Annotated in this window: 16 protein-coding genes and 1 pseudogene; 7 read left to right on the top strand and 10 right to left on the bottom strand. The window is 71.8% G+C overall.

All coding sequences use genetic code 11. The features are described from left to right. Positions 1 to 37 precede the first annotated feature (37 nt). Positions 38 to 547, top strand: coding sequence for a hypothetical protein (locus ACFHVL_RS06475; RefSeq protein ID WP_416626159.1), 510 nt, complete (start codon positions 38 to 40; stop codon positions 545 to 547). 139 nt (positions 548 to 686) lie between these two features. Here ACFHVL_RS06475 and ACFHVL_RS06470 read toward each other — a convergent pair whose 3' ends face one another. After that, on the bottom strand, positions 687 to 851 hold the full coding sequence (locus tag ACFHVL_RS06470) for a hypothetical protein (RefSeq protein ID WP_416626157.1): 165 nt from the start codon (positions 849 to 851) through the stop codon (positions 687 to 689). A gap of 115 nt (positions 852 to 966) precedes the next feature. Here ACFHVL_RS06470 and ACFHVL_RS06465 point away from each other — a divergent pair, with 115 nt between their 5' ends. Next, a complete protein-coding gene (locus ACFHVL_RS06465) occupies positions 967 to 1623 on the top strand; it encodes a hypothetical protein (RefSeq protein WP_416626156.1) in 657 nt (218 codons plus the stop codon). Positions 1624 to 1735: 112 nt separating this feature from the next. Continuing rightward, positions 1736 to 2785: a hypothetical protein gene (locus ACFHVL_RS06460; RefSeq protein ID WP_416626154.1), complete on the top strand. Its 1050-nt coding sequence runs from the start codon at positions 1736 to 1738 to the stop codon at positions 2783 to 2785. Here ACFHVL_RS06460 and ACFHVL_RS06455 read toward each other — a convergent pair. From ACFHVL_RS06455 to ACFHVL_RS06440, 4 genes are all read right to left on the bottom strand, one after another. Next, positions 2763 to 4004 carry an adenylosuccinate synthetase gene (locus ACFHVL_RS06455; protein ID WP_416626250.1) on the bottom strand — a complete coding sequence of 414 codons (1242 nt, stop codon included), beginning with the start codon at positions 4002 to 4004 and terminating at the stop codon, positions 2763 to 2765. The two genes, ACFHVL_RS06460 and ACFHVL_RS06455, sit on opposite strands and share 23 nt — an antisense overlap. Before the next feature lie 98 nt (positions 4005 to 4102). Continuing rightward, complete coding sequence (locus tag ACFHVL_RS06450; RefSeq protein WP_416626153.1) at positions 4103 to 5071, bottom strand: hypothetical protein; 969 nt, start codon at positions 5069 to 5071, stop codon at positions 4103 to 4105. A 27-nt stretch (positions 5072 to 5098) separates the two neighbouring features. Continuing rightward, on the bottom strand, positions 5099 to 6130 hold the full coding sequence (locus ACFHVL_RS06445; protein WP_416626152.1) for a serine/threonine protein kinase: 1032 nt from the start codon (positions 6128 to 6130) through the stop codon (positions 5099 to 5101). Next, a complete protein-coding gene (locus ACFHVL_RS06440) occupies positions 6127 to 6933 on the bottom strand; it encodes an NUDIX hydrolase (RefSeq protein WP_416626151.1) in 807 nt (268 codons plus the stop codon). Before ACFHVL_RS06440 ends, ACFHVL_RS06445 begins: the two co-directional genes overlap by 4 nt. A 237-nt stretch (positions 6934 to 7170) precedes the next feature. Between ACFHVL_RS06440 and ACFHVL_RS06435 the strand changes: the two genes are divergently transcribed. The 4 genes from ACFHVL_RS06435 to ACFHVL_RS06420 all read left to right on the top strand — a co-directional run bounded on the left by ACFHVL_RS06435 (position 7171) and on the right by ACFHVL_RS06420 (position 13404). Then, positions 7171 to 8916, top strand: coding sequence for an ABC transporter ATP-binding protein (locus tag ACFHVL_RS06435; RefSeq protein ID WP_416626150.1), 1746 nt, complete (start codon positions 7171 to 7173; stop codon positions 8914 to 8916). A 5-nt stretch (positions 8917 to 8921) separates the two neighbouring features. Then, the gene (locus ACFHVL_RS06430) at positions 8922 to 10706 is read left to right on the top strand and encodes an ABC transporter ATP-binding protein (protein WP_416626248.1); all 1785 of its coding nucleotides are present in this window, start codon (positions 8922 to 8924) and stop codon (positions 10704 to 10706) included. A gap of 66 nt (positions 10707 to 10772) precedes the next feature. Next, positions 10773 to 12188: a cellulase family glycosylhydrolase gene (locus tag ACFHVL_RS06425; RefSeq protein WP_416626246.1), complete on the top strand. Its 1416-nt coding sequence runs from the start codon at positions 10773 to 10775 to the stop codon at positions 12186 to 12188. 334 nt (positions 12189 to 12522) lie between these two features. Beyond that, positions 12523 to 13404, top strand: coding sequence for a metallophosphoesterase family protein (locus ACFHVL_RS06420; RefSeq protein WP_416626149.1), 882 nt, complete (start codon positions 12523 to 12525; stop codon positions 13402 to 13404). On the opposite strand, the gene meaB is transcribed toward ACFHVL_RS06420, so the two are convergent. The 5 genes and pseudogenes from meaB to ACFHVL_RS06395 all read right to left on the bottom strand — a co-directional run bounded on the left by meaB (position 13363) and on the right by ACFHVL_RS06395 (position 20010). Beyond that, positions 13363 to 14427 carry a methylmalonyl Co-A mutase-associated GTPase MeaB gene (gene meaB, locus ACFHVL_RS06415; RefSeq protein WP_416626148.1) on the bottom strand — a complete coding sequence of 355 codons (1065 nt, stop codon included), beginning with the start codon at positions 14425 to 14427 and terminating at the stop codon, positions 13363 to 13365. The genes ACFHVL_RS06420 and meaB overlap by 42 nt on opposite strands. Next, positions 14424 to 16565, bottom strand: a complete 2142-nt coding sequence (scpA, locus tag ACFHVL_RS06410; RefSeq protein WP_416626245.1) for a methylmalonyl-CoA mutase — start codon at positions 16563 to 16565, stop codon at positions 14424 to 14426. The genes meaB and scpA overlap by 4 nt, the downstream gene beginning before the upstream one ends. Before the next feature lie 86 nt (positions 16566 to 16651). After that, a complete protein-coding gene (locus ACFHVL_RS06405; RefSeq protein WP_416626147.1) occupies positions 16652 to 18544 on the bottom strand; it encodes a methylmalonyl-CoA mutase family protein in 1893 nt (630 codons plus the stop codon). Between the two features lie 69 nt (positions 18545 to 18613). Continuing rightward, positions 18614 to 18761 (bottom strand): annotated as a pseudogene (locus tag ACFHVL_RS06400) (DUF2236 domain-containing protein); the annotation flags it as partial. Between the two features lie 37 nt (positions 18762 to 18798). Further along, positions 18799 to 20010: an MAB_1171c family putative transporter gene (locus ACFHVL_RS06395; protein ID WP_416626146.1), complete on the bottom strand. Its 1212-nt coding sequence runs from the start codon at positions 20008 to 20010 to the stop codon at positions 18799 to 18801. Positions 20011 to 20016: the final 6 nt, after the last annotated feature.

Below are 20016 nucleotides of genomic sequence, written 5' to 3'. Positions count from 1 at the left end.
GGGTCGACCAGTGTGGAGGATGAGGAGCCGGACCAGGGTGTCGGTCTGGTTGGCCGTCAGTGGTGCGCTGCTGACGCCGGCTGCGGCGCTGGCCAGGGTCGCAGCGTACCGGTCACTGCGTGACACGGCACCGACGGCACCGACCAACATGGAGCTGCTCGACCTGGCCGCCGTACATCATCGGACCGCATGGTGGGCGCTGCTGCTGGCGGTTGTAGGCGTGGTCGCCGCGTTGGTGGGGGTGTTGCTGCTGATCGGGCCCGGCGAAGTGCTCGCCGATCCCCGGCTTCTGGGCTGGATGGCGGTCGGCGTGCTCTTGTTGGGCTACCTCGGCTGGCTGGCCATGCAGGCGTTCCTGCCGACCGGCGGACCCCACGAGCTCATCGTGGCGGATGCCGTGCCGACGCAGCGGCGGATCACAAACCTGGTCGACGGGGCTCAGCGGTACCCGTACCCGGTGATCCGCTGGACCGGCATGTTGACGGTGACGGCCTGGGCCGGCGTCCACCTGTGGATCGTCGTGCGACTGCGCCGACACGGTCGCTGATCGGATGCCCGCGTCCCCGACGATCATGAATGCGCATGGTAGTCACGTCATGACATGTTGTTGTGGCGAGGGGTCGGTGGTCAGACATGCCTGACGGTCGGCGACGAAGGTCGAACACTCGGACAGGCCCGCTGTCCTTTCACCGCCGGTGGACGTACGCGGCCGTGGTCGGGGTGGCGCTGGCGGTGGGGACGACCAGTGGTGCGGCGGCCGCGCCGGTCACCGACACCGGCAGCGGCATCACCACCCGGGTGTTCGACCGGGCCACCGGGGAGCCGGTCAAGGGCGTCTGTGTGCTGGCCATGCCGGTCCCCACGTTCAGCCTGCCGAAGGTTTGCCCGGCCCGCAGCGGTGGCGATGGTCGAGTGACCGTCGAGGTGCCGGAGCCGGGGCAGTACAACCTGTTCGCCCTGCCGAAGTTGGACAGCCCGTACGGAGCCCAGTGGGTCGGTCCGGCCGGCGGCACCGGCCGGCAGCAGGAGGCCCGCCGGGTCACCCTCGCCGAAGGCGAGACGAAACGGGTGAGCCGGGTGCTGCTAGATCCTCGTGCCACGATCAGTGGGTGGGTGTTCTCCTACCGCGGTTCAACCTGGGTCTCCATCGCTGCATCCAATCCGGATATTCAAAACGATCCTCGTGAGACGCAGGTCCGTCCGGATGGCACCTTTGAGATCGACTGGGTCGGCCCTTACGAGTGGCCGCTGCTGTTCCGTCTCGAGCGCGGATCGATGCAGTGGAGCGGGTGGATCGGCAACCGGCTGCTCGCCGAGACGGTCCCGGCGGGATCCGCCGAGCGGTTCGAGTTCTACCCGTCCGCAGGCCAAGAGGCGCGGACCTTTGTTCACCCGGCGCAAGGCGCACCACCCTGCTCGCAACTTCGGGTGTTCTTCCGCAATGTGGCAACTCGCGACGTGATGGGCGGCTCCGGCTCGACGTTTCTGTTGACTGGTGGGCAGCAGATCAAGGTCGAGTATCAGTGCGACGGGGAGACCCGCTGGTACGGCGGTACCGACTTCGATACGGCGACCCCGGTCGTCGTCAAGTACTGGGACTGGATCCGATTGTCTCTGCCGTAGCGGATCGGGCGATGAACATGCGGCGACGCGGCGGCTGTCGGATGCCAGCGTCCACGGTGATCTGACCAACGCGTGGTAAGCCGTTGGCATCTGTAAACCAGGGAGCGACGACATGGCCGACAGCGGCAGAGGAGCGCAGGGGCAGGCGTACGGCCGGCACGATCAGGTGATAGCCAGGTTCCGGCTGGCAGGTGCGGTGGTCGTGATCGCGGCCCTGGTCGTCGCGATGATTGGTGGGCTGCCGGCGGGCGCAGCCGCCGCACAGTCCGCCGAGGCATACATCAAGACCTGGGTGTACGCCCGCGACACCGGACTGCCGATGAAGGGCGTTTGCCTCTTCGCCGTCCCCGCGCGCGGCACCTTCAACTTGCAGGAGCTCTGCAGGTCGTCGACCGGGCTGGGACGGGTCACTGTGACGGCGCCGGTACCGGGCTCGTACAACCTCTTCGCGCGTGCGCCTGGCTACACCGGGTACGGGTCGCAGTGGGTGGGGCCGTCCGGCGGCACCGGGACGCAACAGTCGGCTCGGCAGATTACCGTGTCGGTGCCGGGTGAGACCAAGACGGCGCCGACGATCTTCATCGACCGAAGCGGATCGATTCGGGGGAAGCTCCCGGCTCCGGATCCGGTCCCGCCTCCGGGACAGGGTGGCACTGTCGGGATCGCCGCCCTGGAGCCCGAGTATCGGCTGCCGCCCATGTCTAGCCCGATCTACTACGACGGCAGCTTCAAGATCAACTGGCTCGGCCCGTACGAGTGGCCGCTGCTGTTCCGGATCCCCGGCCATGCAGACCAGTGGAGCGGGGGTGGCGGTAACCGACTGCGGGCTGATCTGATCCAGGCCACCGTACCGAGCAGCTCGCCGATCGACTTCACTGTCAAGCGTGGTGTATCCGCCATCATCAATTTTACTGATCCGCCGGCGGGCTCGGACAACCGGGTGGTGCTGCGCAACGTGGCCACCGGCGAATCCGTCGGGGTCGGATCGCTCGGCTCCGGCTCCAAGGTGCGGATCCGGGTCGTTCTGGGGCAGCAGGTCAAGATCCAGTGCCTGTGCGGCGGCACCACCAGCTGGCATGGCGGCACCGACTTCGACAGCGCGACGCCGGTGGTGATCAGTGGCGTCGGGCCTACCGAGGTCACCTTCCTGCCGCCGCAGTGAGCCGAGCGACCTTGTCGGCGGCGGTCGGGCCGTGCGAGGTCAGCCACACCGGTACGCCGAGCGCGTCGCGTACCGCGTCGACCCAGGCTGCCGGCTCCGGTTCCGGGTCGGCGGCGTACCGGGGTCGGCTGGCCAGCAGCCGGACGGTCAGCGCCGCCTGCCGGTCGAGGTCGCCGGGCGGTCCGACCGGCAGCCGGTCGGTCCAGTCGTAGCCTCCGCACAGCCGTAGCCGGTGCCCGCCGACCAGGTCCAGGTGGGTCAGGGCCAGGGCGTCGACGCCGCCGGTGACGTCGAGCGCGTACCGGTGGGCGACGGCGTCGAAGTGGCCGAACCGGAACCGGCCCTGCCAGGTGTTGGTGCCGTTGTGCCGCTCCGGCGGGCGCAGCGCCGGGTCCTCGGTGACCAGCGGGCCGGGCCCGTGTCGGGGGGTGAGCGTCCGCAGCACCCCGAGCCGGGTCGCCGTGCCCGGAATGCCGGCCTCGGTGAGCAGGGTGTCGACGTTGCCGAACGTGGTGTTGCTCCAGGTGGTGTACGGGTGGAAGCCGTGCCACTCGTCGAGCAGCACCCCCTGGGCGCCTTCGAAGACGACCGGACCGGTGTGCAGCAGTCGCGTCGTCCACGACCCGTCGACGATCGACACCCGCTGCGCGAAGGCGGTGAACGCGGTGACGGTGTCGGCCACCGGCGGGGCGTCCAGCGGCCCGAGCTCGGCGGCGAGCCGGTCGCGCAGCAGCGTCAACCGGTGCCGCAGCAGCCCCGGGTCTAGACAGTCACCGACCAGGGGTGCCGTGTCGGGGTGGGCGAGAGCGTACGACATGCTCTCGCCCACCCCCATCCCGCAGGAGCCGTGCCGGTCGGCACCGCGGGCGATCTCCCGGGCCTGGTTCGCGGCCCGGTGGTACGGGGTGGCCAGCAGCGCTTCGCGGTCGACGGTGACCAGGTCGAGGGCGTCGGGTACGCCGAGCGTGGCCAGGTGCGTCGCCTCACCGGCCAGGGCCAGCGGGTCCACGACCACGAACCGCGACAGGTGGGTGCGGACACCGTGGAAGGTGCCGGCACCGAACTGGGCGAAGGTGTGCGCCCGGCCGTCGGGCAGTACGACGTTGTGCGCCGCCTGCCCGCCCCCGTTGAAGCGGATCACCGCCTCGACCGGTCGGGTCGCGCAGAACCAGTCGACCACTGTGCCCTTGCCGGCGTCGCCGTAGCCGAGGTCGACCACGGCGACGTGCCGCCCGGGCGGGTCGCCGACCGGTCCGCCGGTCGACCCGCCCGTCGGTGCGTCCGCGTGGCTGCCGTCGAAGCTGCTGGCCACCGGGTTCACAGCCGGGTCACCTGGTCGCTGTGGCCCGATCCGCCCGGCAGGGTGCCGCGTACCGCCGGGGTCCGGTCGGCGCCGATGCGGGCGAGCGCCCGCGATACGGTGCCGGCGGCGTCGCCGGCACCGACATCGTGCAGGTCGGCCAGTACGGTGTCGAGGTCGCAGGCCTGCTCGCCGAGTGCCACCGTGGTGGCGATGGTCTCGCAGACCGCGGCCAGGTCTTCCAGCTCGACCGCCTGCTGTCCGAGCAGGTCGCGCCAGAAGTCCAGGATGCGGCGGTTGCCGGCGTAGTGACTGCCGGCCGGCAGCAGGTAGTAGGTGTCCCACCGGCGGCGTACCTCGTCGACGATGCCGCGTAGCGGGATGTCCTCGCCGAGGCGGTCGCCGATCACGTCGCGGACCTCGCGGGCCTTGACCTTCGGGTACGCCATCTCGTCGCCGATGATGAACAGGTAGCCGCGCTTGCCGCGCCGGTCGTAGCAGTCGATCGTGGTACGCCGGGCCATGAAGTACATGGCCAGTTCGTACGATTCCATCATCTGTCCGCCGCCACCGCCTTCGAGCAGGATGTTGCCCAGGTGTTCGTCCATCCGGTTGTCCGATTCGAACTGGCCGATCTGCAGCGGCGCCCGGTCACAGGTGGCGTCGCCGATCGCGCCGAACAGGATCTGCGGATCGGTGGCGTAGCCCTTGCGCAGCAGCATGCCGAGCAGCTGCGGCAGCTTCTCCTGCAGGATTCGGGGCACCGTGCCCATCGATCCGGTGACGTCGAACAGGACGGTGATGGCCAGCGACTGTGGGTGTTCGGCCGAGTCCCGGCTCTCCCGGGCGGTGACCCCGTGCGGGTCGAGGGTCGGGTGGACCTTGCGGGCGCCACTGTCGCTGTAGGCGAAGGCACTCTTGCCGCTGGCCTTGCGGTAGGCGCTGGCGGCGCGGTAGACGTCGGTCGACCAGGCTCCACTGCCCATGACGGGCCTCCTTCTCGGTGGTGGGTTCTAGCGGGGGTTCGGGTCGGGCATGGTGAACGGCCGGAACCGGCGTGGTCCCCAGAGCCGTTCGATCAGGTCGTCGAACTCGACGAGCAGCCGCCAGGCGTCGTCGGGCCGTTGCCGCAACGCCGCGAGTCGGCAGCCGTCGGCGAAGCGGCGGATCGCGGCCGGCGTACGGTCGCCGGTGAGCCAGGTGAGGCACCGGGCCGCCATTGCGACGTCGGTGCCGGGGCCGGGGCAGCGGCGCTGGCGGACCTCGTCGGGATACCAGTCGGTGTACGCCGGCACGATCGCCGGCACCGGCTCGCCGCCGGCACTGGCGTAGCACCAGTCGACGAGCACGACACCGTGCTGCTCGGGCTCGATGAGCACGTGCGCGGGCAGCACCGCGCCGTGTGTCAGCCCGGCGCGGTGGGCGAAGCCGAGCGCGACCAGCAACCGGCGGAACATCCAGGCCGCGTCGCGGGCGTCGACGCCGTCGGGGTAGGCGTGGTGGACCTCGGTCAGGCTGTGCAGGCCCGGCGCGGTGCCCAGCACGGTGATCTGACGTAGGGCACCGGTGCCGGGGTCGGTGTGTCGGAAGTCGTCCACCAGCCGGGGCACGTACGGCAGGTAGCGGGCGTCGCCGTGGTGGGCGAGCCGGGTCAGGGCCGCGGCCTCGCGCACGATCAGGTCGTTGTTGGCCGGGTTGCGGGGCACCTTTACCAGTTGGTCGCCGCCGTGGCGGTACAGGTCGGCGAGGTCGCCGACGTAGTGCGGGGTGCGGTGCACGACGTACCGGCGGCGTCCGGTGTCGATGGTGACGGTGTCGTCGGCGATGGCGCTGTCGCGGCCGGCGCCCTGGTGCCGGCGCCACAGGTCGGCCAGCCGGACGAACGCGGCGGTCACCGTGCGGCGGTCGGGCGCTGTCGTGCCGGCGGTGTCCGGGTGCAGCAGCCGGGCCAGTTGGTGGTAGCGCCGGGTGGGTGCGTCGGTGCCGAACAGGTCGACGGGGTCGTCGGTGGTCATGACGGTGCGGATCGCCTCGGCCGTGGTCACCGGATCGTCTCCTCACGGGCGGGTCGCAGCAGCGCCGGGTGTAGCAGCCGGGCGTCGCCGGCCCGGTAGATGCGGGCGCGTGGGCCGCCACGTGGGCCGCCGCGTTGGGTGGTGGCACCGACGCTGTCCAGGAAACCCGGCACCGACAGCACCTTGCGGTGGAAGTTGCCGGCGTGCAGTTCGACACCCCACACCGTCTCGTAGACGGCGCGCAGCTCACTGATGGTGAATTCGTCGCCGACGAAGCGGGTGGCCAACGGGGTGTATTCGAGCTTGGCGCGGGCCCGGTCGAGGCCGTCGAACAGGACCCGGGCGTGGTCGAAGGCGAGCCGCCGGCTGGTGCCCGGCCGTTGGCGGACCGGCCGGACCGGGTCGGCGTGCTCGGGCAGGCCGAGGGCGGCGGCCGGCACCCAGGCGGCGGCCGCGGCGTCGCTGCCGGCGGCGGGGTCGGGCAGCTCGGGGGCGAAGGCGAGGTACGCCACCGAGACGATCCGCATCCGGGGATCCCGATCGGGGTCGCCGTAGCTGGCGAGTTGCTCCAGGTGCACTCGGTCGAGGGGGCCGCCGGTCTCGAGGCCGGTCTCCTCGGCGAGCTCGCGGGCGGCGGCGGTGGGCAGGTCCTCGTCCGGCTGCACGAATCCGCCGGGCAGGGCCCAGGCGCCCTCGTACGGAGGTGCGCCCCGTCGGACGAGCAGTACGTGCAGCTGGGCATCCCGGATGGTCAGCGCGACCACGTCGACGGTGACCGCGATCGCCGGGAACGCCCGGGGGTCGTACGCGGCGAGGAACTCGGACTCCGACATCGCTATCCCTCTCGAACCAAGAGAATCTCTAACTCAGAAGAACTCAATCTGAGAACAACTCGATCTGAGAATAACTTAGCTGATCGGTGTCGGGTTGTCACGTCCAACGTGTCGACTGTCATGTTCGCGCCGCCAGTCGCGTGGATGAAGTCGACCGCCTACTTAGGTTAGCCTCTGCTCACCGGCGCTGCCGTTTGGTGCGTCCGTGCCATCACCGTCCCGCCCAGGGGAGAACCTGTGCCCGTACGCGAACCAGCCCGCCTGAGCGCGGCCCGGCTGCTCCGGCGGACCCTGCGCCGGCACCTTGGCCGGCTCGGCGGGGGCATCGCACTGCTCAGCCTGCACCAGGCGGCCGAGGCCGCCGTCCCACTCGCGATCGGACTCATCGTCGAGCAGGCGGTGGCCACTGGCGACCTGACCGCGCTCGCCGCCTCGGTCGCCGGGCTGATCGGCCTGTTCACCGTGCTGACCTTCGCCTGGCGGTTCGGCGCCCGGCTGACCGAGACCGCGATCCACCGGGAGACCCACCGGCTGCGCGTCGAAGTCGCCGACCGGGCGCTCGACCCACGCGGACACCGCACCGGGCTGCGCTCCGGCGAGATGCTCGCCATCGCCGCCGCCGACGCCGAACGAACCGCACTGATCATCCGGGCCACCGCGGTCGCGGTCGCGGCGGTCGCCGCCCTCACGGTCAGCTCCGTCGTCCTGCTCACCATCGACGTGCCGCTCGGCCTCGGCGTGCTGCTCGGCGTACCGGCACTGGTGCTGGCCCTGCAGGCCCTCGCGCCGGTGGTCACCAGGCGCACCGCCGACCAGCAGGCCGCAGCCGGCACCACCACCGCACTCGCCACCGACCTGGTCAACGGACTGCGGGCGCTACGCGGACTCGGCGCCCAGCACAACGCGGCCCGCCGCTACCGTGAGTCCAGCCAGCACACCCTCGCGGTGACCCTGCGGGCCACCACCATGGGCGGCGTCTACCAGGGCATCACCGCCGGCGCGAGCGGTCTGTTCCTGGCCGCCGTCGCGGGGGCCGCCGGCTGGATGGCCGTCGGTGGCCGGATCAGCATCGGTGAGTTCATCACGGTGGTCGGACTCGCCCAGTTCGTCGCCGAGCCGGTGCGTGCCCTCGGCTTCTGCGGCCAGCTCGCCGCCGCGGTCTGGGCCTCCGCCGGCCGGGTCGCCCGGGTGCTGGCTGCCGCGCCGGCCGTACTGCCCGGACAGCGCCCCGCCCCTCGCCCCACCCCGGTACGCCTGGCGCTGACCGGGGTCAGCTACCGCTCACTGTCCGACGTCGACCTGCAGGTACGCGCCGGCGAGCTGATCGGGGTCGTGGCGCACGACCCGCGCGACGCGCAGGCGCTGCTCGACCTGCTGCGCGGCGGCGTGCCCGCCGACGACTACCGGGGAACGGTGTCCGTCGACGCGGTCGCGGTGTCGGAGCTGACCATCGACGCCCTGCGCGAACGGGTCCTGGTCGAACCGCACGACACCGCGCTGTTCGAAGGGACGTTGCGCAGCAACCTGCTGGTGCACGCGGGCGGTGACGCCGACCAGTTGCCGGCTGCGATCTCCGCCGCCTGCGTCGACGACATCGTCGCCCTGCACCCCGCCGGCCTCGACCACCCGGTGACCGAGCGCGGCGCCAGTCTCTCCGGCGGCCAACGGCAGCGCATCGGGCTCGCCCGGGCCCTGGTGACCGACCCGCCGATCCTGGTCCTGCACGATCCGAGCACCGCGGTCGACCCGGCCACCGAGCAGCGGCTGGCGGTCGGGCTGCGGGCCGCCCGGCATGGCCCATCGCGCGGCGCGGGGGTCGACCGGGTCGACGCGCCAGCGACGGTCGTCGTCACCAGCAGCCCAACGTTGCTCACCCAGGCCGACCGGGTGGTCGTCCTCGACGGCGGCCGGGTCACCGTCACCGGCCGGCACCACGACCTGGCCCAGAACGACCCGACCTACCGTACGGCGGTGCTGCGGTGAGCGCGATGGATCGGCTGCCGACCGCCACCGGGCGGCGGACGTGGGCAGCCCTCGGCGCTGAACTGCGCCAGGTGCCGCTGCTCAGCGGCACGGCCCTGCTGACGGTGCTCGCGGCCAGCGCCAGTGGACTGGTCGCCCCGTGGATGCTCGGCATCATGGTCGACGACATCCGCGCCGGGACCGACACCGACCGGCTGGTCCGGGCAGTGGTCGTGATGGTGCTGGCCGCCACAGTCGGTGCGGTGCTGACCGGATTCGGTGCCGCGTTCGTCGCCCGCACCGGCGAGACCGTCCTGGCCCGGCTGCGGGAGCGGGTGCTCGACCGCGCGCTGCACCTGCCCGGTGGAACCCTGGACCGGGTCGGCACCGGGGACCTGCTCGCCCGGGTCGGCGACGACGTGTCCGTGGTGACCCGGGTGATCACCGACACCGCGCCGGTGCTGGTCTCCGCGCTGCTCACCGTGGTCCTGACCGTCGCCGGTCTGTTCGCCCTCGACTGGCGCCTCGGCCTGGCCGGCCTGACCGCCCTGCCGATGTACCTGCTCGCCCTGCGCTGGTACCTGCCCCGGTCGGGTCCCTACTACGCCCGGGAACGGGTGGTCACCGGCGAACGGTCGCAGGCGATGATCGGAGCGCTGCGGGGGGCGGCCACCGTCCGCGCGTACCGGCTGGAGGCCGTGCACACCGCGGCGATCGAGCACCGTTCGGCGGCGGCCCGCGACCTGTCGATCGGCGTGCTGCGGATGTTCACCCGGTTCGGGTCGAGACTCAACCGGGCCGAATGCGTAGGACTGACCGCCGTGCTTGTCGTCGGGTTTCTGCTGGTCCGGGCCGATCTGGTGACGGTGGGCGCGACGACCGCGGCGGCCCTGTACTTCCACCGGTTGTTCAATCCGCTCGGCGCGCTGGTGGCCGAGTTCGACCAGGTGCAGCAGGCCGGGGCCAGCCTGGCCCGGCTGGTCGGCGTGGCCGACCTGCCGGCTGCACCCGCCGTGACGGGGCACACCGTCCCGGCCGACACGTCGATCGAGATCGACGGCGTCGGGCACCGCTACGACGGCGGACCGCTGATCCTGCAGGACGTGACGGTGCGGATCGAGCCGGGGGAGCGGGTGGCGTTGGTCGGGGCCAGCGGCGCCGGCAAGAGCACCCTGGCCGCGGTGGTCGCCGGCCAACTCCAGTCGACGGTCGGCACCGTCCGGTTCGGCGGGGTGGCGCTGGCCGGGCCGGACACGGCCGGTGCCGCCGGTCTCGCCGGCCGGATCGTGCTGATCAGCCAGGACGTGCACGTGTTCGCCGGACCGCTGACCGAGGACCTGCGAATGGCCCGCGCCGGTGCCTCGGACGAGGAGCTCACCGCCGCGCTCGACACGGTCGGCGCGTCGGGGTGGGTGCGGGCCCTGCCTGAGGGCATCGACAGCATGGTCGGGGAAGGCGGCCATCAGCCGACCGCCGCCCAGGCCCAGCAACTCGCCCTCGCCCGGCTCGTGCTCGCCGACCCCGACGTGGCGATCCTCGACGAGGCGACCGCCGAAGCGGGCAGCGCGGGTGCCCGGGAGCTGGAACGGGCCGCGCTCGCCGCCACCGTCGGCCGTACCAGCCTGATCGTCGCCCATCGGCTGACCCAGGCCCGGCAGGCGGACCGGATCGTGGTGCTCGACGCCGGCCGGATCGAGGCGGTCGGCACCCACGACGAGCTGGTGGTCGCCGACGGGACGTACCGGCGACTCTGGGACAGCTGGACCGGCGCCACCACCGGGTCGGTTGACCTGACTGGACATTCTGTTTAATGTCACACGTCGATATGTTGTGCCCGTCTGTTGAGGGAGAACGTCGTGCGTCGTTGGAGAATCGCCCTGGTCACGGGAGGAGTCGCCGCCACGCTCGTCGGTGGCGTGGCGCTGCTGGCTCCGTCGGCCGCCGCGGCGACCGCCGCCTTCGTGAAGGTCAACGACTGGGGTAGCGGCTACGAGGGCCGGTTCACCGTCACCAACGACACGTCCGCGACGATCACCTCCTGGCAGGTCGGTTTCGACCTGCCGACCGGCAGCCGGATCAGCTCCTCGTGGAATGCCCGGTCGACCTCGACCGGTAACCGGTACACCTTCGACAACGCGAGCTGGAACGGCACCCTTGGCGCTGGCGCGAGCACCACGTTCGGGTTCATCGTCAACGGCGGTGGCACGCCGACGAACTGCACGGTCAACGGATCCGGCTGTGCCGGCGGGCCGAACCCGACGACCGCGCCGCCCACCACCGCGCCCCCGACGACCGCGCCGCCCACCACCGCGCCCCCGACGACCGCGCCGCCCACCACCGCACCCCCGACGGGGACCACCCCGGTGGCGATCAACGGCCAGTTGCGGGTCTGCGGCGTCAACCTGTGCAACCAGTACGGCCATCCGATCCAGTTGCGCGGCATGAGCACGCACGGCCTGCAGTGGTACGCCCGGTGCGTCAACGATGCCTCGCTGGACGCCCTGGCCACCGACTGGCGCGCGGACGTGCTGCGCATCTCGATGTACATCCAGGAGGGCGGCTACGAGACCGACCCGCGCGGATTCACCGACCGGGTGCACGACCTGATCGAGAAGGCGTCCGCCCGGGGCATGTACGCGATCGTCGACTGGCACATGCTCACCCCGGGTGACCCCAACTACAACCTGGACCGGGCCCGTACCTTCTTCAGGGAGATCGCCCAGCGGCACGCGGCCAAGCCGAACGTGCTCTACGAGATCGCCAACGAGCCCAACGGTGTCAGCTGGCAGACCATCAAGAGCTACGCCGAGCAGGTGATCCCGGTGATCCGGTCCGCCGACTCGGACGGCATCGTGCTGGTCGGAACCCGTGCCTGGTCGTCGCTGGGCGTGTCGGAGGGCGGTAACGAGGCCGAAGTGATCAACAACCCGGTGAACGCGGCCAACGTCATGTACACCTTCCACTTCTACGCCGGGTCGCACCACGAGTCGTACCGGTCGGCGTTGTCGCGGGCGGCCAACCGGCTGCCGATGTTCGTCACCGAGTTCGGCACCCAGACGTACACCGGGGACGGCGCGAACGACCTGGCCAGCGCCGATCAGTGGCTCGACCTGCTGGCTGCGCGGAAGATCAGCTGGGTCAACTGGAACTTTTCCGATGACTTCCGCTCCGGAGCGGTCTTTCGGACCGGCGTATGCGGCAGCGGCCCCTACGCCGGCACCGCGCCGCTCAAGGAAGCCGGGGTGTGGGCCCGGGACCGCATCCGCAGCGCGGACGACTTTCCGACCCACTGACCGGGACGGTCGCCCGAACGGCGCGGCGGACTGAGCACACCGTCCGCCGCGCCGTTCGCGTCATCTGCCAACGCGTACAGCGGACAGGCGGCGGAACCCGCAGCCGGCCTGCGACGGTCACTGCCGGCCGAGCGCGATGACCGGCGGTCCGCCATCCGCAGTCGGATCGACAGGGCGTGGCGGTGGCGGCTCGATCAGCCAGCGCCCATGCCGTCCCGGAGACCGCGCGCATCGACGCGACGATCCGCCCGCCGGACTACCGCACCAGCCCGCGGTGGCGCATGATCGGGTAGAACGGGATCGGGGACGAGACAGGAACGGGGAGCGTGCAGCGGTGACGGCACAGCCGGGGACAACTGATCCGACGGCGGCAGGACCGTCGTTGTGGGCCATCAGCGACCTGCACATCTCCTACCCGGAGAACCGTGAGATCGTGGCGGACCTGGCGGCGCCCTCCCCGGAGGACTGGCTGATCGTGGCCGGCGACGTCGCCGAGACGGTCGCGAGCGTCGAATGGGCACTGGGCACGCTGCGGCAGCGGTTCGCGCAGGTCATCTGGTCGCCCGGCAACCACGAACTGTGGACGACCCCGCACGATCCGGTGCGGCTACGCGGCGAGGCGCGGTACACCCACCTGGTCGAGATGTGCCGGTCACTCGGGGTGCACACCCCGGAGGACCCCTTTCTGGTCTGGCCGGGTGCCGGCGGACCCGCCACGATCGCGCCGCTGTTCACCCTCTACGACTACAGCTTCCTGCCGCCGGGCACCGGCAACAAGACCGACGGGCTCGCGTACGCGTACCGTACCGGGATCGTCTGCACCGACGAGACGATGCTGCATCCCGACCCGTACCCGAGCCGGGAGCAGTGGTGCTGGCAACGGCTGGCCTACACCGAACAGCGGCTCGCCGAGGTGGATCCACGGTGGCCGACCATCCTGGCCAACCACTACCCGCTGGTCCGGGATCCGATGAACGTGCTGCGCTACCCGGAGTTCGCGATGTGGTGCGGCACCGACCGCACCGCCGACTGGCATGTGCGGTTCCGGGCGGCGGCGATGGTCTACGGCCACCTGCACATCCCGCGTACCACCTACTACGACGGCGTGCGTTTCGAAGAGGTGTCGGTCGGCTACCCCCGGGAGTGGCGGACGCGGTCCACCCCGCCGGGCCGGCTACGCCGGATCCTGCCCGTCGCGGCCGGCCTGCTGAGGTAGCCCGTCGTCGGCTCCGTCGGCTGGCGGCGCGTCGAACGCCGCCAGCAACTCGGCCGCGGCCTCGGCGGGGGTCGTCGCACCGGCGAGCACCCGGGCCTCGATCTGCGGCGTCAGCGCCGTGACCGCCGGATTGCCGCGCAGTCGATCGAACAGTCCGTCGCGGACCATCGCCCAGACCCAGCGCAACTGCTGCTGACGGCGGCGCCGGTCGAGCTCGCCGCTGGACCGCCGTCGGTCCTGGTGGGTGAGCACCTGCTGCCACACCTCGGCCAGCCCGACCCCGTCGCGGCCGCTGGCGGTCAGCACCGGGACGGACCAGTCGTCGTCCGCCCCGCGCAGCATGCGCAGTGCCCCGGCCAGCTCCCGGGCGGCCGCCCGAGCCTCGGCGGCGTGCGTACCGTCGGCCTTGTTGACCACGACGACGTCGGCGAGTTCCACGACGCCCTTCTTGATGCCCTGCAGTTGGTCGCCGGTGCGGGCCAGGGTCAGCAGCAGGAAGGTGTCGACCATCTCCGCCACGGTGGTCTCGGACTGGCCGACCCCGACTGTTTCCACCAGCACCACGTCGTAGCCGGCCGCCTCCACCACCACCATCGCCTCCCGGGTGGCCCGGGCCACCCCACCGAGGGTGCCGGCGGTCGGTGACGGCCGGACGAACGCCGCCGGATCAGTGGCCAGCCGGGACATTCTGGTCTTGTCGCCGAGGATGCTGCCACCGCTGCGGGCCGACGACGGGTCGACCGCGAGTACCGCCACCCGATGCCCGCCGGTGGTCAGCTGCGTCCCGAGGGCGTCGATGAACGTGGACTTGCCGACGCCGGGGACGCCGGTCACTCCGACCCGCCGGGCCTGCCCGGCGTGCGGAGTCAGCGCCACAAGCATCTGTTGGGCGTGTGTCCGGTGATCGGTGCGGGTCGACTCGACCAGGGTGATCGCCCGGGCCAGCCAGGCCGGGTCGCCCGCCCGTACCCCGGCGACGTAGTCGTCGACCGAGGGCTGGCGGCGTCGGACCCCGCTGGTCATCCGCCCTCGGCGTCGCCGTGCCCCAGCTGGTGGGACAGCTCGGTGAGCAGGTCGACGGCGGCCTCGGCAAGCACCGTACCGGGCGGGAAGATCGCCGCCGCGCCCGCCGCCCGCAGCCGGTCGAAGTCCTGTGGTGGGATCACCCCACCCACGATGATCATGATGTCGTCCCGGCCGAGCGCGGCCAACTCGTCGCGCAGCGCCGGCACCAGGGTGAGATGGCCGGCGGCGAGCGAGTTGACCCCGACCAGGTGTACGTCCGCTTCGACGGCCTGGCGGGCGACCTCCGCCGGGGTCTGGAACAGCGGTCCCACGTCGACGTCGAAGCCGAGGTCGGCGAAGGCGGTCGCGACCACCTTCTGCCCCCGGTCGTGGCCGTCCTGGCCCATCTTGGCGACCAGGATCCGTGGCCGGCGCCCCTCGGCGGCGGCGAACGCGTCGGTCGCCGACCGTGCCCGGTCGATGGCCGCCAGCTCGCCCGCCTCCTGTCGGTACACCCCACTGATCGTACGGATCTGCGCCGAGTGCCGGCCGTACACCCGTTCCAGCGCGGCGGAGATCTCCCCGACGGTGGCCTGGGCCCGGGCCGCCTCGACCGCCAACGCGAGCAGGTTGCCGGCCAGGTCACCACCACTGGCCGACGGCGTGCCTGCTCCGGCGCGGCCCAAACCGGCGCCGGCCGCCTCGGTCAGCGCGGCCAGGGCGGCGGTGCAGGTCCGCTCGTCGCGTTCGGCCCGCAGCTTCGCCAGCTTCGCCAGCTGCGCGGCACGTACCGCCGTGTTGTCGACCTTGAGCACGTCGATCGGTTCGTCGGCGTCGGGCCGGAACCGGTTCATCCCGATCACCGGTTGCCGCCCGGAGTCGATCCGCGCCTGGGTACGCGCCGCCGCCTCCTCGATCCGCAGCTTCGGCAGGCCCTCGTCGATCGCCTGGGCCATCCCGCCGGTTGCCTGCACCTCCTGGATGTGCGACCAGGCGCGTCGGGCCAGGTCGTGGGTGAGTCGCTCCAGGTAGAAGCTGCCACCCCACGGATCGATCACCCGGTTGGTGCCGGACTCCTGCGCCAACAGCAGCTGGGTGTTGCGGGCGATCCGGGCCGAGAAGTCGGTCGGCAGCGCGAGGGCCTCGTCGAGGGCGTTGGTGTGCAGCGACTGGGTGTGCCCCTGGGTGGCGGCCATCGCCTCCACGCAGGTACGCACCACGTTGGTGAACACGTCCTGGGCGGTCAGCGACCAGCCGGACGTCTGGCAGTGGGCGCGCAGGCTCAGCGACTTCGGGTTGCTGGCACCGGCGTCGCGGACCAGTCGGGCCCACAGCAGCCGGGCCGCCCGCAGCTTCGCGACCTCCATGAAGAAGTTCATGCCGATCGCCCAGAAGAACGACAACCGGGGTGCGAACGTGTCCACGTCCAGCCCGGCGGCCTGCCCGGCCCGCAGGTACTCCACCCCGTCGGCGAGGGTGTAGGCCAGCTCCAGGTCGGCGGTCGCGCCGGCCTCCTGGATGTGGTAGCCCGAGATGGAGATCGAATTGAACTTCGGCATCCGCGCCGAGGTGTAGGCGAAGATGTCGGAGATGATCCGCATCGATGGACCGGGCGGGTAGATGTAGGTGTTGCGGACCATGAACTCCTTGAGGATGTCGTTCTGGATGGTTCCGGTCAGTTTCTCCGGGGCGACACCCTGCTCCTGCGCGGCGACGATGTACAGCGCCAGCACCGGCAGCACCGCGCCGTTCATCGTCATCGACACGCTCATCTCGTCCAGCGGGATGCCGGCGAAGAGTTGCCGCATGTCGTAGATGGAGTCGACCGCCACCCCGGCCATGCCCACGTCGCCGGCGACCCGGGGGTGGTCGGAGTCGTACCCCCGATGGGTGGCCAGGTCGAAGGCGATCGACAGGCCCTTCTGCCCGGCGGCCAGGTTGCGCCGGTAGAAGGCGTTGGACTCCTCGGCGGTCGAGAAGCCGGCGTACTGGCGGATCGTCCACGGCTGAGTGGTGTACATCGTCGGATACGGCCCGCGCAGGTACGGCGGCACACCCGGCACGGTGTCGAGGAAGTCCAGCCCGGCGGTGTCGGCCGCGGTGTACAGCGGCGCCACCGCGATGCCTTCCGGGGTGTCCCAGGTCGGCTCGGGCAGCGCCGGACCGGAGCGGTGGGACCGCGGTTGCGGGTCCGGCCGTGGCCCGTCGGCCGGGTGCAACCTGGCGTGCGAGAAGTCCGGGATCATCGGGGCACCCCCAGATCGTCGAGCGTGGCGTCGAGCACGGCCAGGGCGTCGCATCCGGCGTACAGATAGTCGTCGACGTGGTCGTAGCCGGCCGGCCGGCCGGCTAGCCAGACCCGGCGGGCACCGGCCTTGGTCAGCGCGGCGGCCAGCGGTGTCGCGGTGGTGGCGTAGCTGGCGTCGGAACCGCAGACACAGACCACCGTGGACGGGTCGGCGGCGAAGGCGGCGGCGATCGCCGCCGGGTCGTCGACGGGGTCGCCGACCCGGGTGGTGTCGACGCCGCCGGCGGCGAACAGGTTCGCGGCGAAGCCGGCGCGGGCGCTGTGCGTCGCGAGCGGGCCCAGGGTGGCCAGCAGGACCGTCGGCCGGGTGCCGGTGGTGCCCAGATGTGCGTCGGCGCGGTCGCGGCGGGCCTCGAACCCGTCGGCGTAGTGCCGGCGGGGCAGGCCGCCGCCGGGTGCCGGCGCGGCCGGGGTACGGGCGAGCGGCCGCTCGGCCAGGTCCGGGAACTCGCTGACCCCGGTGATCGGAGCGCACCGGTGGGCCAGCTCGTCGGTTCGTCGTGCCCAGACCGCGTCGATGCGGTCGGCGATCAGTCCGTCGCTGAGCGCGGCCTGGACCCCGCCGGCCCGTTCGAGCTCGGTGAACCACTCCCAGGCGGCCGTGGCCAGGTCGGTGGTGAGCCGCTCGACGTACCAGGACCCGCCGGCGGGGTCGAGGACTCGGCCGAGGTGCGACTCGGCCAGCAGCACCGACTGGGTGTTGCGGGCGATTCGGCGGGCGAAACCATCGGGAAGTCCAAGCCGGGCGTCGAACGGCGCGACGGTGACCGAATCGGCTCCACCGATTCCGGCGGCGAAGCAGGCCACCGTGGTGCGCAGCATGTTCACCCATGGGTCGCGGGCGGTCATCATCGCCGCGGAGGTCACCGCGTGCTGCTGTTGCCGTCCGGCGTCGGGCACCCCGCACACCTCGGCGATGCGCGACCATGCCTGGCGAGCCGCGCGCAGCTTGGCGATGGTGGCGAACTGGTCGACGGTGGCCGCGTATCGGAACTCCAGCTGCGCGAAGGCGGCCGGCAGGTCGAGCCCGGCGGCGGTCAGGGCCCGCAGGTACGCCAGTCCGGTGGCCAGGGCGCAGCCGAGCTCCTGGGCGTCGCTGCCGCCCGCGTCGTGGTAGACGGTGGCGTCCACGGTGACCGCGCGCAACCGGGGAGACCTGGCGGTGTACGCCACCAGCTCAGCCAGCTGCGTCAGGTCGGCGGGTTGCCCGGTGCGTGCCTGCCAGCCCAGCGGGTCGGCACCGAGGTTGCCGGCCAGCGTGTCCGGTTCGACGCCGTTGCTCGCGGCGACCGCGAGCAACGCCTCGGCGGCCGCCGCCGAGGCGTTGCCGGCGTCGAGCACCACCGGGGCGAGGTCCAGGTGCACCCCGTCGAGGGCTTCGGCCAGCACCGCCGACGGTGAACCGGCCGCGACCAGATCGATCCAGAGCGAGGTGGCGCCGTTGGCGAGATCGGCCAGTGCTGCTTCGCGCACCGACTTCGGGTCCGGGTCGGCGTACCGCTGCCGTACGTCCCACCCGGCGACGGTCTCGCCCGGGTCGGTCCCGCCGGCGCCGCCGCCGTCGCGCCGGGCCCGCGTGCCCCGGACGAACGGCGGCTGACCCGGCACCCCGATCGCCGGTGGCACCGCTGGTCGATGGTGCACCGGTGCGATCCGGATTCCGTCGTACGTGGTGGTGGCCAGCAGGTCGTCGACCGACTCGGCGGGGGTGTCCGCGCGGGCAGCGCCCGATCTGCGCAGGACGCCGAGCGCGAGTCGCCGCCAGTCGTCCGGCGTCGCCGGCGGGAAGCCGGCAGTCAGATCCAGGCTCTCGGGTGGCACCGTCATGAACGGATGTTAAGGGTACGTTGCGTATTCGGTAGGAGCCGCACCCGTACTGTGACCACATCCACGACGCGTACCCACGTGTACGACGGCGATACCGGGCAGGGAAAAGGACCGGTTGAACGCCAGGTTCCTTCCCCAGGGAAACCCGTACGCGCACCATGGTCTGGTGGATGTCGAGGTGGTCGCGTCGCGGATCGAGCGTACGGATCCGCCGCAGGTTCGCGTACCGGTCGGGCCTTTGCCGTGGTCCTCCGTCAGGGGTGCCACGCGACGGGTGAGAGTGCGGCTTCGCACAGCACCTGGTCGATCACTGTGGATTCGGTGTACCACGCTGACACCCGACTCAACCACGCCACCTCGCCGGGGTAGCCGTCCGGCGGATCATGCGGCTCGGAGAAGTCCGGCCGCTGCACCGGCGTACCCAGGCGGGCCCGGCGGGTACCGGCGACGATCATCGCCGCCTCCACCAGCGCCGCCCGGTCGACCTCGTCGAGGTCGGTGGCTTCCGCCACCCGCCCGGCGGCTGGCACCACCCGGACGTCGATGTACGGGCGCAGCGCCAGTCTCCCGTCGCGGATCTCGGTGACCCGGCGGTGCAGGGCGTAGTCGATGTCGCGCAGCGCCACCCAGGCGCGGTGCGCGCGGCCGTCGAGGACGAGTTGCGGTTGCGCGGCGGTGACCGCCAGCCACAGCGGAGCCAGCCGCCGCCAGGACCGGTGCCGTCGCCGCCAGGACATCGCCCGGTCCACCGCCGGACCCCAGGTGGGCAGGGTCAGCCCGGTCAGCATGGCGAGGGCGCCGATGGTGACCAGGACCGCGGCGATCTGCGGTTCGCCGGCCGGCTGCTGGCCGAGCCGGTAGGCGATCAGGTATCCGGTCTTCGTCGCGCAGTAGAGCAGCGCGGCGGCGGCGCCGAACGCGGTGATCCGCAGTCCGCGTCGTAGCCAGCGACGTGGGGTGACCTGCGAGAACCGCCAGCAGAGCCGGGCCAGGTCGGCGGCGTAGAAGACGAACACGCACAGGTAGACGACCAGGTAGGCGGCGACCGCCGGTTCGGCGGCGTGCTCGACGACCAGGCGGACCGGCCGGTCGGCTGCCAATGTCGTCGCCCACAGGGCGGTGAGCAGTCCGAACACGACCGTCGAGGCGATGATCCGGATCCGGGCCCGGCGGCCGGCGACCGCCGGTGGCAGTGCCAGGAACAGCAGGAGGATCTCCGAGTTGGCGGCGACCGCCATGACGCCGGCATGGGCGAGCAGCTTCGCCAGGTTCGCCAGCCCGGTCGTGTCTTCCAGGATCTGCGCTACCGGCTGGATGGCGAAGGTGACGCCGGCGGCGAACGCGAAGAACGCGGACACCATGGCGCGCAACACCCGGTTGTCCGGATCGCGGCGCAGGTCACCCAGTTTGTACCCGAAGGCGAGCCAACCTGCCACCGAGCAGATGACGTACAGGATGGTGTCCATCCGAGG

This window comes from Micromonospora sp. LOL_023, assembly GCF_048060115.1.
Classification (GTDB): Bacteria; Actinomycetota; Actinomycetes; order Mycobacteriales; family Micromonosporaceae; genus Micromonospora_E.
The sequence above is the reverse complement of the archived record's forward strand: the minus strand, read 5'-3'. Positions and strand labels throughout refer to the sequence as shown.

Excerpts from the sequence above, each read along its gene's own strand:
- ACFHVL_RS06470 (WP_416626157.1), bottom strand. The coding sequence starts at position 851 with ATGGCCAGCACACAGACGCCCTTGACCGGCTCCCCGGTGGCCCGGTCG.
- ACFHVL_RS06460 (WP_416626154.1), top strand. The coding sequence starts at position 1,736 with ATGGCCGACAGCGGCAGAGGAGCGCAGGGGCAGGCGTACGGCCGGCAC.
- ACFHVL_RS06450 (WP_416626153.1), bottom strand. The coding sequence starts at position 5,071 with ATGGGCAGTGGAGCCTGGTCGACCGACGTCTACCGCGCCGCCAGCGCC.
- ACFHVL_RS06440 (WP_416626151.1), bottom strand. The coding sequence starts at position 6,933 with ATGTCGGAGTCCGAGTTCCTCGCCGCGTACGACCCCCGGGCGTTCCCG.
- ACFHVL_RS06430 (WP_416626248.1), top strand. The coding sequence starts at position 8,922 with ATGGATCGGCTGCCGACCGCCACCGGGCGGCGGACGTGGGCAGCCCTC.
- meaB (WP_416626148.1), bottom strand. The coding sequence starts at position 14,427 with ATGACCAGCGGGGTCCGACGCCGCCAGCCCTCGGTCGACGACTACGTC.
- ACFHVL_RS06405 (WP_416626147.1), bottom strand. The coding sequence starts at position 18,544 with ATGACGGTGCCACCCGAGAGCCTGGATCTGACTGCCGGCTTCCCGCCG.
- ACFHVL_RS06395 (WP_416626146.1), bottom strand. The coding sequence starts at position 20,010 with ATGGACACCATCCTGTACGTCATCTGCTCGGTGGCAGGTTGGCTCGCC.